The organism is Croceivirga sp. JEA036 (genome assembly GCF_011882165.1).
In the GTDB taxonomy this organism is placed as follows: domain Bacteria; phylum Bacteroidota; class Bacteroidia; order Flavobacteriales; family Flavobacteriaceae; genus Croceivirga.
Map to the genome: position 1 here is coordinate 115,043 of NZ_JAATON010000003.1, position 15,600 is coordinate 130,642.

Annotated in this window: 11 protein-coding genes; 3 read left to right on the forward strand and 8 right to left on the reverse strand. The window is 37.4% G+C overall.

Annotation, left to right across the window (positions count from 1 at the left end; translation table 11 throughout):
- Positions 1-4: 4 nt before the first annotated feature.
- Together HCO57_RS09005 and HCO57_RS09010 are read right to left on the reverse strand one after the other, a co-directional pair.
- Complete coding sequence (locus HCO57_RS09005) at positions 5-937, reverse strand: mevalonate kinase (RefSeq protein ID WP_167989102.1); 933 nt, start codon at positions 935-937, stop codon at positions 5-7.
- A gap of 135 nt (positions 938-1,072) precedes the next feature.
- Positions 1,073-2,161, reverse strand: a complete 1,089-nt coding sequence (locus HCO57_RS09010) for a diphosphomevalonate/mevalonate 3,5-bisphosphate decarboxylase family protein (RefSeq protein WP_167988772.1) — start codon at positions 2,159-2,161, stop codon at positions 1,073-1,075.
- A gap of 91 nt (positions 2,162-2,252) precedes the next feature.
- Between HCO57_RS09010 and HCO57_RS09015 the strand changes: the two genes are divergently transcribed.
- On the forward strand, positions 2,253-2,729 hold the full coding sequence (locus HCO57_RS09015) for a TspO/MBR family protein (protein WP_167988773.1): 477 nt from the start codon (positions 2,253-2,255) through the stop codon (positions 2,727-2,729).
- Here the strand turns inward: HCO57_RS09015 and HCO57_RS09020 are convergent.
- The 6 genes from HCO57_RS09020 to HCO57_RS09045 form a co-directional block, all read right to left on the reverse strand.
- Entirely contained in the window at positions 2,726-3,250 is a 525-nt protein-coding gene (locus tag HCO57_RS09020; RefSeq protein WP_167988774.1) for a DUF1697 domain-containing protein, read from the reverse strand. The genes HCO57_RS09015 and HCO57_RS09020 overlap by 4 nt on opposite strands.
- Before the next feature lie 93 nt (positions 3,251-3,343).
- Positions 3,344-4,612 (reverse strand): NAD(P)/FAD-dependent oxidoreductase, encoded by a 1,269-nt coding sequence (locus tag HCO57_RS09025; RefSeq protein ID WP_167988775.1) that lies wholly within the window; start codon positions 4,610-4,612, stop codon positions 3,344-3,346.
- The gene (locus HCO57_RS09030) at positions 4,612-5,361 is read right to left on the reverse strand and encodes a glycerophosphodiester phosphodiesterase (protein ID WP_245167574.1); all 750 of its coding nucleotides are present in this window, start codon (positions 5,359-5,361) and stop codon (positions 4,612-4,614) included. Before HCO57_RS09030 ends, HCO57_RS09025 begins: the two co-directional genes overlap by 1 nt.
- 44 nt (positions 5,362-5,405) lie before the next feature.
- Positions 5,406-7,283 carry an alpha-amylase family protein gene (locus HCO57_RS09035; RefSeq protein WP_167988776.1) on the reverse strand — a complete coding sequence of 626 codons (1,878 nt, stop codon included), beginning with the start codon at positions 7,281-7,283 and terminating at the stop codon, positions 5,406-5,408.
- On the reverse strand, positions 7,283-9,586 hold the full coding sequence (locus tag HCO57_RS09040; RefSeq protein WP_167988777.1) for a glycoside hydrolase family 65 protein: 2,304 nt from the start codon (positions 9,584-9,586) through the stop codon (positions 7,283-7,285). Before HCO57_RS09040 ends, HCO57_RS09035 begins: the two co-directional genes overlap by 1 nt.
- Before the next feature lie 33 nt (positions 9,587-9,619).
- Positions 9,620-10,636 (reverse strand): LacI family DNA-binding transcriptional regulator, encoded by a 1,017-nt coding sequence (locus HCO57_RS09045; RefSeq protein WP_136950646.1) that lies wholly within the window; start codon positions 10,634-10,636, stop codon positions 9,620-9,622.
- Between the two features lie 341 nt (positions 10,637-10,977).
- Between HCO57_RS09045 and HCO57_RS09050 the strand changes: the two genes are divergently transcribed.
- On the forward strand, positions 10,978-13,971 hold the full coding sequence (locus HCO57_RS09050; protein ID WP_167988778.1) for a SusC/RagA family TonB-linked outer membrane protein: 2,994 nt from the start codon (positions 10,978-10,980) through the stop codon (positions 13,969-13,971).
- A 10-nt stretch (positions 13,972-13,981) separates the two neighbouring features.
- The gene (locus HCO57_RS09055) at positions 13,982-15,589 is read left to right on the forward strand and encodes a RagB/SusD family nutrient uptake outer membrane protein (RefSeq protein ID WP_136950644.1); all 1,608 of its coding nucleotides are present in this window, start codon (positions 13,982-13,984) and stop codon (positions 15,587-15,589) included.
- The last annotated feature ends 11 nt before the right edge of the window (positions 15,590-15,600 follow it).

Sequence of the window (15,600 nt, forward strand, 5' to 3'; positions counted from 1 at the left end):
TTCTCTAGAAATTATAGACTACCTCTAATTTGTGCCCTTGCAATGCTTTTTTTGCCTTCTCTATATCTTCTGTAAAGCCTAATATGTAGCCGCCACCACCAGAACCACAAAGTTTTAGGTAATACTCATTAGACTCAATACCTTTTTGCCAAAGTTGGTGAAACTGCTTTGGAATCATGGGTTTAAAATTGTCTAATACTACGTGGGAAAGTTGCTTTACGTGACCAAAAAGACCTTTGATGTCTCCATTAAGAAAATGGTCCACGCATGCATTTGTATGTTTTACAAACTTATCTTTTATGATGGTTCTAAAGCCTTCATTCTTCATTTGCTCCATAAAGATTTGAACCATTGGAGCTGTCTCGCCTACCATTCCACTATCTAGTAAAAAAACTGCTCCTTTACCCTCTTTGTTTTGTGTAGGTAGACTGGTAGATTCAATATTATCTTTGGAGTTAATTAGTATGGGCAGACTTAAGTAGCTATTTAGAGGGTCCAAGCCTGAACTCTGACCGTGAAAAAAAGACTCCATTTTACCAAAAATGGTCTTTAATTTCAGTAATTTTTCTCTCGTTAAATTCTCTAAAACCGTTATTTTATCTTGTGCATATTTATCATAAATAGCCGCGACTAAAGCACCGCTACTCCCAACACCATAACCTTGTGGTATAGAGCTATCAAAATACATGCCTGCAGCAATGTCTGCTTTTAAGGAATCCATATCAAAAATTACCAAATCTTCGGATTGTAGTTCCTCCAAATAATTCGCAAAACGCTGTAAACTTTGATTAGATTTTTTAGCTTCTACAGACAATTCTACTGCCGATTTTAACGCCCCCTTGTAAAAATTATAGGGAATAGAAAGTCCTTTGGAATCCTTAATGATTCCGTACTCACCAAAGAGTAAAATCTTAGAATAAAATAATGGTCCTTTCATAATTTTAAATGCCATACCGGCTATCTGTTAAAGCTAAATGCTTTTAAAGTTAAACAAAAATAATTGTTTTTATGGTTTAGTATGACTTCTAACCCATTTTTTCCGAACTCTTTAACGTAAAGAGCTGTAAGAAAATTATTTCAAATCTAACTTTTTTGCGCCTTGCCCCACTTTATCACAAATATAGTGTCCATTCTCACAGTATTGCACCAACTGCTCCTGAATAAATGCAATCGATTGCTCTTTGTAATCCTCAGGATAAAGTACGTGAACATTAGCCCCTGCATCTAAGGTGAAACAAATTGGTGTCCCAGTAGTTTTTCTATAGTCCCAAATAGCATTAATAATTTGCAAGGTGTTGGGCATCATTAAAATAAAATAAGGCGTACTACTCATCATCATTGCGTGCAAGGTAAGTGCCTCGCTTTCTACAATCCCAATAAATTTTTCTAAGTCGCCACTTGCAAAAACTGCTTCTAAAGCATCTAAATTAGTATGTGCATGTACAAATCTACTGTTTGCATAAGGATGCCCATTCATTAAATTATGCCCCACCGTGCTACTTACTGTTTTTTGTCCTTTGTGTACTAAAAGAATTGTATCATGATAGGTTTTAAAAACTTCATGCACTTTATGCGGATAAGGTACTCCAAATAGGTTCGTACTACTTTCTAAACCACCATGCTTTCCCCATTGCACTAAGCTTCCTTTAATACTTCTACAGGCACTACCAGAGCCTAAACGAGCCAAGAAGGATGCTTTTTTATCAAAATAACTATCTTCTTTTGTTGCATCCGCCATCTTCTCAATTTCTAATAGACATAGTGCTAAAGCAGCCATACCACTCGCAGAAGAAGCAATACCACTACTATGCGGAAAGCTATTAGACGTATCAATCGTAAAATGATATTTTTTTAAATAAGGCAAATAGACCGCTACCCTATTAAAAAAAGTTTCAATTTTTGGTTTAAAATCTTCTTTTGGTTTTCCTTCAAATAGTAAATCAAAAGAAAATTCATCTGCAGGAGTTTTTTCTTTAAAAGTAACTACCGTTCTTGTGGCACAGGCATCTAATGTAAAACTGACAGAAGGATTCGCCGGAATTTGATTTTCTTTTTTACCCCAATATTTTACCAAAGCAATATTACTGGGTGCCTTATAGCCGATTCTACCCTCTTTAGGATAGCTAATATTTGATTGTGGAATAAAATCCTTTTCCGTCATGCGAATAGCGTTTTAGCAAATATACTAGTTGTAAAAATGAAGCCTATTTTACAAATGAAATAAATTACTATTTTAGTACAAATACCTTTTCATGAAGCAGAAACGCATACTTAAAATTGCGATTGCCGTTATCTTATGTTTGTTTATAGGGTTTTTAGCTAGTGTAGCTACACAATCTTCCGTTAATGATTGGTATTTGACCTTAAACAAGCCCAGTTTTAACCCACCAAATTGGCTATTTGCACCCGTTTGGACAATACTATATATTCTTATGGGAGTTGCCGCTGGTATTGTTTGGGGTAAGGGTTTTCACCATTTATGGGTAAAAACGGCATTGTATCACTTTGGCTTTCAACTACTCCTTAATGCACTTTGGAGTATGGTTTTTTTTGGATTAAAAAGTCCAGCTCTGGCTTTAGCCATCATTTTAGGATTACTCGTGCTAATAGGTTTAACTTTTAAATGGTTTAAAGTAGTGTCTAAAAAAGCAGCCTATTTACTTATACCCTATTTTGCTTGGGTACTTTTTGCAACGCTACTAAACTATAAGATTTGGGAGCTTAATTAAGCGCTCAATTCTAGCATCTTGAGCATTGTTTTTAAATTACGGGTCGTTGCTTCCACTTTTAATTTCTGTTCAACGTAATTGTTGTTGAGCTTGGCTCTACCATAACCTTTGTAACAATTTAAATAGATGCATTTAGCTGTCATATAAAACTCTTCATTTTCAAAGGCCAACAGCTTAAACCTTTTCTCTATATCCGAATCCGGTTTTTCTTTTAGTAAGCAGAAATAAAGATTTTTTTCTTCTTGATTCTTAAAAGGATTGTTGTCTAAAATAGTTTTTAAATCACTACTAGAAATTACGATTACTGGAACTTCAAAGGCATATTTTTTTTGAATTATAGCGCCTATTTTTTGTTGTATTTCTAAAGGTGACAATCCACTTTCTACCACTAGGTTCCCGCTCTGTATATAAGTAATGACCGTTTCAAACTCTGGTGCTAATGCCAATTTTAAATCAGCCATTTTTATCATCTTTTGCCCACTGACATTAATACCTCTTAAAAAGACAATATATTTTTTCATAAAATTGATTATTGAGCGGAAGATAGCTATTCTTAATGCAAGACGTGTAATGTCTTGCCGTAAATGACAAAGTGAATAACCTAAAACAATCGCTTAAAATGACTTACCAATACTTTGCGCGGCCAAATAAGCACTTGTCCAAGCATGCTGAAAGTTGAATCCACCTGTGATGGCATCAACATTCAATACCTCGCCTACAAAATAAAGATTATCGACCATTTTACTTTGCATAGTTTTAAAATTTACTTCTTTTAAATCAACCCCGCCAGCTGTTACAAACTCGTCTTTAAAGGTACTTTTACCCGCTACTTTAAAGTTACAGGCTGTTATTTGCTCACTAAGTAATTCTAACTTCAGTTTATTAACATCTGCCCACGTTTCGGCAGGTAAAATCCCAGCTGCATGGACCAAACTGTTCCATAATCTTTTAGGTAAGGGCAGCACCTTTGACTTTAGTATCGTTTTTTTAGGCTCTAGTTCTTTACAATGCATTAGAAACTGTAAAAGCGAACCCGTACTGTATTCTGGCAGCCAATTTACTACTAATGTAAATCTATAATCTAACGCATTTAATTGTCTAGCACCCCAAGCAGAAAGCCGCAATACGGCTGGCCCAGTTAGTCCCCAATGCGCAATTAGGACCGGCCCTTCTTCCTCCAACAAACTGTTATTCTTTTTTTTACTTTTTAAGCCTTTAATCTCTATTGTTGGACTGGTTGTTTCACGTACTGAAACTTGAGCATTAGTAGCTACACCTTGAAGATTTTTAATACGTTCATCTTTTATGTTGAACGTAAAAAGTGAGGGAACTGGAGCAACAATAGTATGCCCTAACTGACCTATTAACTGCCACATTTTAGGATTACTGCCTGTTGCAATAACCATCTTTTTAGCTTGATATGCTTTATTCATGGTTTGCACCTGCCATTCGCCACTATCTAATTGCTTTAATTGCCTCACTGCACTATTCTTGAGTACCTGTATGCCCAACCTAGCTACTTCTGCCTCAAAACAATCTATGATAGTTTGCGAACTATCGGTAGCTGGAAACATACGACCGTCATATTCAATTTTTAAGGCAACTCCGCGTTCTTCAAAAAACTGCATAACATCACCAGTCATATAACTATGGAAAGGCCCAAGAAGTTCTTTTTCTCCCCTAGGATAATTTTTGGTGAGTTCTTTTGGATTAAACTCAGCATGGGTAACATTGCAGCGACCACCACCAGAAATTTTAACCTTAGAAAGTACGGATTTACCCCGTTCTAAGATGGCAATACTAAGATGCGGATTGACTAATGCCGTTTGAATGGCACAATAGTAGCCAGAAGCACCACCACCAACGATAAGAACATCTAACATTAGTTTACGCGGTCTGGATAATTGGTAATAATACCATCCACGCCAAACTCCTGCATTTTTTTAATAGCTGCTGGTTCATTCACCGTCCACGTAAATACTTTAAAACCTTCTGATTGTATTTTGTCTACCTTCTCCTGTGTTAATTCCTCAAAATAGGGATTAATAGCGACTGCGTTTAACTCCTTTGCCACAGCAATTGCAGCCACTGGGTCTTCTTCCGTTAAAACCGCGATAGCAATTTCAGGATTTAATTTTCTCAACCTGCGTAGTTCTTCCCAGTTAAAGCTAGATATGACTATATTTTTCCACTCCCAACCCCGATTTTTAACGTAGTAATCTGTAATAAAATTAACTCTATTGGCAGTACCATCACCTTTCAATTCTATGTTCAAAGCCACCTTATTGTTTATCAGTTTTAATACATCTTGCAATAAAGGAATGCGATGATTACCATCTAAAATAACCTTCTTTAAATCGTACAGATTATACTCCTCTATATTACCCCCAGCATTACCAAGACGGTCTAGCTTTTTATCATGAAAAACAACAGTTTCGCCACTTTTAATATTAAAAACATCAATCTCAATCATATCCACCCCCATGTCCATTGCTTTTTGTACAGAGGCCAAGGTGTTTTCTGTTTCGTAGCCCATAGCACCACGGTGCCCAATAACTAATGGTTTGGTTGTTTGCATATCACAAGAAATCAAAAGTATTGCCATAGCAATACCACCTAATACTAGTTTCATAATAAGGTTTTAGTCAGTCCCTAAAAATACAATTTGAAACCTATTTAGGGCAACTTAAAAATAAAGGATTGTAGTGGCGCTATTTGTAAAGGTATATAACCAACCCTATTTTCTATTTTAAGCGAAGGATTAAATTGACCATACAATTGCTCTTTTAAAGCTATTTCACCATTATCTAAGTCCCACTTTTCAACTACATCTGGAGATAGCTTTAAGTTGATGTCGTATGATTTTTCTGCATCAAAATTTGAAACAATTATAAGCTTTTCTGTTGCTGACCAACGCACAAAACTATAGATACGATGGTCATAACTTGGGGTATGTTCTTTATTGTAATAGTGTATTTCTTGGTATTGGCCCATTAAAGCATCACTATTAATGGTGAAGTTTAAAAGTCTGCTGTAAAAATCGCGTAACTGCTTTTCATTATCTGTAGATAGGCCTCCATCAAACTTTTTGTTATTCATCCAACGTTGATGTGCAGGTACACCAATATAGTCAAAGATTGATGTTCTAGAGGGCGAGCCAAAACCAGCATCTTCTGAACCATCTTCTCCAACTTCTTGACCAAAATATATCATGGTAGGTGCAGTACTTAAGGTAGCAGAAACCACCATGGCTGGTTTCGCTAAATTGGCATCTCCTGCAAATTCTGGACTTGCTATTCGCTGCTCGTCATGATTTTCTAAAAAGCGAAGCATATGGTGTTCTATATCTGCCATACCAGATTGCACGGTGTGTATATGATCCGTCCAACCGTAACCTTTTATAATATGTTTAAGACTATCGTACAGCTCTACTTTATCATACAAATAATCCATCTTTCCTTTAAACAGGTATTCTCTGTATAACGAAGGGTTGTACACTTCTGCCAATAAAAATGCGTCTGGTTTTTTCATTTTGATGCTACTATTCATATAACTCCAAAACTCTACGGGGACCATCTCTGCCATATCAAACCTAAATCCGTCCACACCTTTTTCTAACCAGTACACAGCGATATCTTTAAATTTTACCCAAGAATCTGGCACGTCCTTATTTTCCCAAAAGGTAAAATGCGCTTTGTAATCCATATTGGCATAACCGTCTGGTAAGGAATCAAAATCTCTGGTCCCGTCTGGTTTTATACCATAATTTACCTTAACAGTCTCATACCAATCATTAAAATCTGGCTGTGCCAAGCGAGAGCCATTGCCTGTCCATTTAGCCGGGACTTCTACAAAACCGCCGTCAGAATTTTTATTCTTAGACCCACCTAACGGGGCATAATTATTCTTCCATTCAGGTACTTTAAAAGCTTCCCCCGGCAAGTAATAAAAGTTATTATCACGTGCATAGGCAACAGACGTATCGTCTTTTGCTCCAAAACTATCAATCCCTTCTGGATTAGTTAGCCCTTCATATTTACGAGCCACATGATTGGGAACTATGTCTATTAATACCTTAAGCCCCTCTTTGTGCGTACGCTCAATTAAAGCCTCAAACTCTTGTAATCTATTTGCTGGATTTACCGCTAAATCTGGATTTACATTGTAATAATCTTTCACAGCATAGGGAGAACCTGCTCTGCCCTTTACTACATCTGGGTCGTCATTAGAAATACCAATAGCCGTGTAATCATTTATTAGTGCATGGTGAGGCACCCCTGTATACCATATATGAGTAACTCCTAAGTCTTTAATAGCTTTAAGAGCAGTAGCATCAAAATCTGCGAACTTACCTACGCCATTTTCTTCTAAGGTGCCCCAGGGCTTATTAGTAGTATTGGTATTACCAAACAATCTTGTAAAAACTTGATAAACAACTTTCTTCTTCATACGTTTAGACGTGTTAGGAGAAGGCTCCTGTGTGTTCTTTTTATTATCTACACAAGATACCATAATAAGACTAAGCAATACCAATACTACTCGGCTCAACTTCATTATACCGCTACATTTTTACCCGGTTGTAAAACTACACGTTCACCATGTACTCGGATAGACATTTCTTCATCCCCTGTAAGCTCATAAGAAGAACCTTCCTTAGATACGGTCACCTTAATAATTCTATCTCTAAAATTAATTTTAAAAGAATAGGCATCCCACTCTTTTGGTATTTGTGGCGTAAAGCATAGCTTATCTTCTATAACGCGCATACCACCAAAACCTTCTACAATACTCATCCAAGTCCCAGCCATGGAGGTGATATGCAATCCTTCTTCCACCTCTTTATTATAATCGTCTAAATCTAATCTAGATGTTCTTAGGTAAAAGGTATATGCTTGGTCCATACGCCCTAGCTTGGCTGCTTGTATACTATGCACACATGGAGACAGAGAAGACTCATGTACCGTAAATGGCTCATAAAAATCAAAGTGTCTTTCTAATTCTTCTTGGGTAAACTGGTCCTCAAAAAAGTAGAAGCCTTGTAAGGTATCTGCTTGTTTTATGTAAGGTGAACGTAGAATACGGTCCCAACTCCATTTTTGGTTAATGGGCCTCTCTGAACGCGGTAAATCTTTTACCTGAACCATTTCTTTATCTAAGAAACCATCTTGTTGTAGGTACACTTGCAAATCCTCATCAAACGGAAAATACATGTCTTTTGCCACTTTTTTCCATTGGTCTAGCTCGTTGTCCGTAAGTTTAGTATGCCCCATGATACGCTCATAGTCCTCATGGTATCCTTCCTTAACTTTAGCAATCTGTTCTAGCGTATAATCTATGCACCATTTTGCCAAGTAGTTGGTATACCAGTTGTTATTTACGTTGTTCTCATATTCATTAGGCCCCGTTACTCCAAGTATAACATATTTCTTTTTTTGTGCGCTGTAGTTAGCACGCTGTTGCCAAAACCTTGAGATACCTATGAGTACTTCTAAGCCCATTTCTGGAATGTAACTGTAATCTCCTGTATATCTGTAATAATTAAAAATAGCAAAAGCTATCGCCCCATTTCTGTGAATTTCCTCAAAGGTTATCTCCCACTCGTTATGGCATTCTTCGCCATTCATAGTTACCATTGGGTACAATGCAGCTCCATTAGAAAACCCTAATTTCTCTGCATTCTCAATAGCTTTCTCTAGTTGGTTGTAACGGTACTTTAAAAGTTTACGAGCAACTGTTTGGTCTTTGGTAGCCATGTAAAACGGCAAACAGTAAGCTTCCGTGTCCCAATAGGTGCTACCACCATACTTTTCGCCTGTAAAACCTTTTGGTCCAATGTTTAGCCTAGAATCCGTACCTAAATAGGTCTGATTTAGTTGGAAAATATTAAAGCGAATACCTTGTTGCGCCTTTACATCGCCATCAATAGTAATATCACTCATACTCCATATTTTGGCCCACGCTTGTTTTTGGTCTTCTAGTAGTTGTTCAAAACCAATTTCTGTAGCCCTATCTAAAACCGAATTAGCTGCGTCTACCAACGCAGAAGCCTTATGGTTAGTAGATACTGTGTACCCACCAAACTTAGTAATGGATACGGTTTCTCCTTTTTTAGCATTTGCAATATAACTAAGAGAAGCAGACGTTTCCTTGCTTTCAGAATCCTCTGAAACTACCTCCGCACCCTCTACTGCTACATTGGTTTGCATAAAAGTACAAGTAGCAAAATTAGTTTTTAAGGTATGTGCCTCTATAAAAGCTCTATTATCCTTAATCTTTACACTTGTTGTATTCCAAAACTGGTCGTTCCAATTGGTATCCCTATTGGTTATACCCGAATCTATATATGGAGAAACGACAACCTTTGCATCCTTATTATTTAGGGTGATATTATATGAAATAGCTCCAACCTCATCCATAGTTAAACTTAGAAAACGGGTAGTAGTTACAGTAATTGCTATACCATTGGCCAGAGTAGCATTAAATTGACGCTTGTACCACCCTTCTTGCATATTCAATTCTCTTCTGAATCCACTTACATCGGTACATGTATTTAAATCTAGCTCCTCTCCATCAACCGAAATTCCTATCCCAATCCAATTAGGAGCGTTTAATACTTTGGCGAAATACTCAGGATAACCATTTTTCCACCATCCAACTTTGGTCTTATCTGGATAATATACTCCGGCTATGTAACTCCCCTGAAAAGTTTCTCCCGTATAATTCTCCTCAAAATTGGCACGTTGCCCCATAGCTCCGTTACCAATACTGAATAAACTTTCTGAAGATTGCACGCGCTCCTTGTCAAAACCCTCCTCTATAATGGACCAGGGATTGGCCTTAATGTAATCTTGATTCATGATTCTAGTTATGTAGTTGTTAGTAGTTTTCTTTTAGGTAGACTCTCGCTCAATAAGCGTGGGCTCTATAATTTTAGTTTGAAAATATTCCTCCTCCTCGGATTCATCTTCTATACGCTTTATTAACATCTTTGCCGCCGTTTCTCCCATACTCTCCCCATGTTGTGCGATTGAAGTTAAGGAAGGATTGGAATATTTAGAAAGCAAACCATCTGTAAACCCTATAACCGATACTTCTTCTGGCACCTTCATACCCAATTCCTTGACTACTTTTAGACCAAAAACAGCAAAAATTTCGTTTACACATAGTAAGGCATCCAGAGTGATGTTTGCGATAAAATCACGAATTAACGCCTCCTCCATCTCCATGGTCGGCATTTTAAAGATATTTTTATCGTTAACTGCAATATTACTATCCGCATGGGCCCGCAAGTAACCTCTGGTTCTTTCTGAGCCAACACTTAGATAATCTTCGGTAGTTAGTAGAGCAATGTTTCTTTTACCCATATCTAACAACTTTTTGGTAGCCTTGTAAGCGCCTAATTGATCATCTATAATAACCTTATCGCACTGCACCGAATTTGTAACCCTATCAAACAATACCAAGGGAATACCCTGTTCTGTTACCTCCTTGATATGATTATAATCTCCTTTTTGTTGCGTTTCTGAAGATAACGACATGATAAAACCATCGATACTACCGTTTGCAAGCATTTCCATGTTAATCACCTCTTTATCAAAAGATTCATCAGAAAGACAAACTATTACATTATAGCCCAAACTATTAGCGTACTTTTCTACACCGCTTATCACCGTTGCAAAAAAATGGTGCACAATATCTGGGATTATAACACCAATGTTTTTAGTTCGCTTATTTTTTAAGCTTACCGCAATATTATTAGGCCTGTAATTATATAATTTGGCAAAAGCTTGGATTTTCTCTTTAGTATCTCTACTTATTTCTTCACTATTTTTTAGCGCTTTAGAAACGGTAGATATAGAAACATCTAATTCTTTGGCAATATGCTTTAGGGTTATTTTTTTCTTCAATTTGTGCTAATTTTTAGATTCCTATAAAGATAGTTCTAATTGTAAATTTAACATATGCCTCTGCTTAAAATAAGTGTAGGAATTACAATTTAAAACAACATAAAATTGCAAAAAAGTAAGCTATTTCTTACCTTCATTTTTAATAAAACCGTAAATTGAGCCTTCAACTTATATGAAATGCATAATTAAAGAGATTTATTATTGCAATACCCTTAAATATGATCAATTTGTCAACACGAAACCGATTTCGTAAGATTTTTCATGCCCATGGTGCACATATTAACATAAATTTTATATATGTTTAACTCTTAAAATTAACTAAACTTAAAAATTAATTATCTATGAAGATTACGCTACTAAAAAGCTTGTTACTGCTTGGAGCATTCGTTTGCTTTGGGTCCATACAGGCTCAGACGGTGTCCGGTACAGTGTCGGATGCTAATGGACCGTTACCCGGTGCCAGTGTCTTGGTAAAGGGTACTACAAACGGTACACAAACAGATTTTGATGGTAATTACACCTTGAATAATGTTGATAGCGGCGCCACTTTAGTGTTCAGCTATATTGGGTTTTCTTCCCAAGAAATTGCCGTAGGTGGTCAGTCTACCATTAATGTGACCCTTCAAGAAGATGCTCAAGCGTTAGATGAGGTGGTGATTGTAGGTTATGGTACGCAGGTAAGAAAAGAAATTACTACTGCAGTTACCAGTGTAAGTACGGAAGATTTCAATCAAGGTGTTATTAATGAACCAACACAACTATTACAAGGAAAAGTTGCTGGTTTAAACATCGTTAATAAAGGTGGAAATCCAAATGATACTCCTGTAATTAGACTTAGAGGTATTTCTACCGTTGGTGGTAATGCTGAACCACTTGTGGTAATTGATGGAGTTTTAGGTCAATCTTTACAAAATGTTGATCCGAGTGATATTGAAAATATTACTGTATTAAAAGATGGTTCCGCTGCTGCAATTTATGGAACACGTGGTTCTGCTGGGGTAATACTAGTTACAACAAAATCCGGTGGTGCAAACCAACCGTTTAAAATTAACTACAACGGCCAATTCTCCTCTCAGTTTGCAGCTAACCAAATCGAATTAATGAACCGTGAAGAATTTTTGGCAGCCGGAGGAACAGATTTGGGTAGTGATACTGACTGGAGGGACGAGGTAACCCGCAATGCTATCACTCAAGTACATAATATTGCTGCTACTGGGGGCTCTGAAGATGCCAATTACCGTGTTTCTTTGAACTTTAGAGATACTGAAGGTATTTTAAAGAATAGCGGATTTCAACAATTTAATGCCAGAACAAAGCTTACTGGAAAAATTCTTAATGATAAACTTAGGATTACTTTCAACTCTGCACTAACAAACAGAGAGAGTGATTTTGGATTTAATGAAGCATTACGTTATGCAGTTGTGTATAACCCTACTGCCCCTGTATTTGGAGCTGATGCCCCTTTCGCTTTCAATTCACCACAATTTGGAGGTTATTTTGAAACTTTGGGTCTCTTTGACAGCTTTAACCCTGTTTCTCTAATTGAACAAAATAAGAATACTGGTGTTACTAACACATTAAATTATACTCTTGACTTTAAATACACCATTAGCGATGCCTTAACCGCAACCTTAACGGCTGGTGAACAAAAAATCAATGGTACTAATAGACAATACTACCCTACAACTAGTTTCTTTCGCGGGAACGCTGTAAGTCCATTTAGAAAAGGAAGAGCAGATTTTACCACATTTGAAAACAACAACCGTTCCTTAGAATTTTACGTTGACTTTAATAAGCAATTCTCAGAAAAATTCAAACTAGGAGTTACTGGTGGATACTCTTTCCAAGAGTTTGATAGCAATGGTTACTACTTACAAATAGGAGATTTCCCTCCTGGCGTTGACTTTGATTTTAGTAATGCTATTGAAGTGTCACAAGATTTATTAGAGGCTGGGCGTATTCAAGCAAACAGCTACAGAAATGATGATGACAGAATTATCGCCTTCTTTGCAAGAGCTAATGCCACTTTTGACGACGCTATATTTTTAAATGCGTCTTTGAGAAGAGAAGGATCTAGCCGTTTTGGTGCAGATGAACAATGGGGTCTTTTCCCATCTATAGCTGTAGGTGCGGACCTTAACAAATACTTAGAATTAGATAACGTAAACCTGTTAAAGGCTCGTGTTGGATACGGTGTAACAGGAGCAACTCCAAGAAACGTTGGTTTGTCTCAAACAACCTTTAGTGTAGCCAACGGTCCTAACGGATTTGGTTCTGCGGCAACAGGTTTAGGAACAAGAGCTCCAAACCCTGGATTAAAATGGGAAGAAAAAAGAGAACTTAACTTCGGTATCGAATTTGCCATGGATAGAATGTCCGCAACTTTAGACCTATATAATAGAGATGTTGTAGACTTCATTACAGAAGTAAATATAGATGCTGCAGCAAACCAAGGTTTCAGTACACAATTCCAAAACGGTGGTGAATTAAATACAAAAGGTATTGAATTAAGCCTAAACTATGACGTTATCAAAAACGATGATATGTCTTACAATTCTGGTTTAATCTTCTCTACCTATAAATCTACACTAGAAGAAAACACTGGAGGTACTAGAACTATAGCAAATTTAGGTGCTCCTGGTCAAAATGACACCAACGTTATTTTAGTTAAAGAAGGTGAAGAAGTTGGTCAAATTTGGGGTCCTAGATTTTCTGGAGAAGTAGACGCTAACGGTTCTCCAATTCTTGTAGATTTAAATGGTGACGGTGAATTGGTTACTGCCCAAGGAGATGCTTTAGCAGAAAACGCCGACTTTGAAGTGCTGGGTAAAGGTTTACCTGATTTTACTCTAGGTTGGACTAACCAATTTCAAATGGGCAACTGGGATGTAAACATGTTCTGGAGAGGAGCATTTGGTCACAGCTTGGTGAATGCCTTTAGAGCTTTCTACGAACCAAGAATCGGGTCTCAGTCTTCTTACAATTTTGTCAACACAGACCTAGCCAGAGATGATATTAGAACAGCTCAATTTAGCTCTTACTATGTAGAAAAAGCAAGTTTCTTTAGATTAGATAACTTATCAATTGGTTACAACTTAGACTTAGGTTTAGATTACATAAAAGGAGCAAGAATTTCTATTGCTGGCCAAAACCTATGGACAATCACCAATTATACGGGTACAGATCCAGAGCCTTCATTACAAGATTTTGGACCAGTAGACAATGGTGCTGTTTTGGATACAAGTACACCACAAGTACTTGCTCCTGGGGTAGACCGTAGATATAACTACTTTACAAGTACGACTTTTACCTTAGGATTAAACATTAATTTCTAAAAAAAAAGCAATGAAAAGAATTATAAGATCAACATATATTGTCGGGGCCTTGCTTTTAGGAGTTTCGTGTACCGATTTAGATGAAACACTAGAAGATGAATTTACCACTGAATTCTCTGATAATGGTGTTCAAGTAATAGAAGGTGCTACTGAAGGTGGCGGACAAGTTCCTGCCGCGCTTCAAGCAGCTTATGGAAGATTAAGAGGTGGTTCTGCCAATCATGGAGGATACTATTCCGTACAAACCGTTTCTTCTGACGAAATGGCCATTGGCCAAAAAGGTGGTGACTGGTTTGATGGTGGTATTTGGTTGCGTATGCATAGACACACCTATGGGTCCGCCAACGGTCCATTAAATAACATGTGGACAGAAACTTATGCTGGTATCTCTGAAGCAAACTTAGCATTAGAGGGTAGCCTAACTGCTGCTGAAGAAGCACAAGCTAGAACAATCAGAGCATTATTTTATTGGAGGCTACTAGACACTTTCGGTCGTGTTAAAATAATTACTTCATCTACTGGTGATGCTCCTCAAGCCACCAGACAAGAAGTTTATGATTTTGTAGAGAGCGAATTGCTAGATGTCTTGGGTATAACTGCGGTTACAGCTTCCATGGATTTATCAGGAAGTGCCCTAGGTACAGATGCTGACCCGTATATAATCAATCAGTATGCTGCATTGGGTTTATTAGCTAAATTATACCTAAATGCTGAAGTTTACACGGGTACTGCTATGTACAATGAAGCTGATTGGGCTGCATCTTATATAATAGATAATGGACCTTACCAAATATGTGGCGAAGGTTGTACGGTGACAAATTTAGCTAAAAGACCAGCTGTAGATAGTGATCCAGAAAATTTAGAAGGATACTCAGCTGTTTTTGCACCAAACAACCAATATAATCCAGAATTGATTTGGGCAATTTTCTATGATGAGACTTCTGCTACAGGTATGAACTTTAGCCAGATGAACTTTCACTACAGTACTCAGCTTACTTACGCATTAGACCAACAGCCATGGAATGGTTATCAAGTATTAGAGGAGTTTTATAATAGCTATGATGATGCTGATGCCAGAAAGCAAGCTAGCTTTTTAGCTGGAGCGCAAACCGATTTTGATGGTGCTGCGTTATTAGATTATGCTTCTGATGACCCAACCCTTGTTGTAGAATACACTCCAGAAATCAGTGAATTAGAACCTAACTCTCCTAGACAGAGCGGTGTAAGAGCCGCTAAGTTTAGTCTACAGTTGTTCGGTCGTCAAGAAATGAATAATGATTATCCTCTTTTCCGTCTTGGTCAAGTCTACCTTATTAGAGGTGAAGCTAGAGCAAGAGCAGCAGGAGATTGGAGCTTGGCGTTACCAGATGTGAACATCACAAGAGAAAGAGCAGGTTTACCTGCTGCCACCACTATGGATGCAGATACATTCTTAGAAGAGAGAGGCCACGAAATGTTCCAAGAATCTGCTAGAAGAACTGACTTAATCCGTTTTGGGAAATACGGAGAAGCTTGGTGGGAAAAAGGTGCTAGTGATGCTAGTAAAACGATTTTCCCTATTCCACAAGATCAAATTAATGCTTCTAATGGTACCCTAACACAGAATCCAGGCTACTAAACAGAATCTTA

Bases quoted from the DNA above. Each gene is read 5' to 3' on its own strand.
- HCO57_RS09005 (WP_167989102.1), bottom strand. From the start codon at position 937: ATGAAAGGACCATTATTTTATTCTAAGATTTTACTCTTTGGTGAGTAC.
- HCO57_RS09010 (WP_167988772.1), bottom strand. From the start codon at position 2,161: ATGACGGAAAAGGATTTTATTCCACAATCAAATATTAGCTATCCTAAA.
- HCO57_RS09015 (WP_167988773.1), top strand. From the start codon at position 2,253: ATGAAGCAGAAACGCATACTTAAAATTGCGATTGCCGTTATCTTATGT.
- HCO57_RS09020 (WP_167988774.1), bottom strand. From the start codon at position 3,250: ATGAAAAAATATATTGTCTTTTTAAGAGGTATTAATGTCAGTGGGCAA.
- HCO57_RS09025 (WP_167988775.1), bottom strand. From the start codon at position 4,612: ATGTTAGATGTTCTTATCGTTGGTGGTGGTGCTTCTGGCTACTATTGT.
- HCO57_RS09030 (WP_245167574.1), bottom strand. From the start codon at position 5,361: ATGAAACTAGTATTAGGTGGTATTGCTATGGCAATACTTTTGATTTCT.
- HCO57_RS09035 (WP_167988776.1), bottom strand. From the start codon at position 7,283: ATGAAGTTGAGCCGAGTAGTATTGGTATTGCTTAGTCTTATTATGGTA.
- HCO57_RS09040 (WP_167988777.1), bottom strand. From the start codon at position 9,586: ATGAATCAAGATTACATTAAGGCCAATCCCTGGTCCATTATAGAGGAG.
- HCO57_RS09050 (WP_167988778.1), top strand. From the start codon at position 10,978: ATGAAGATTACGCTACTAAAAAGCTTGTTACTGCTTGGAGCATTCGTT.
- HCO57_RS09055 (WP_136950644.1), top strand. From the start codon at position 13,982: ATGAAAAGAATTATAAGATCAACATATATTGTCGGGGCCTTGCTTTTA.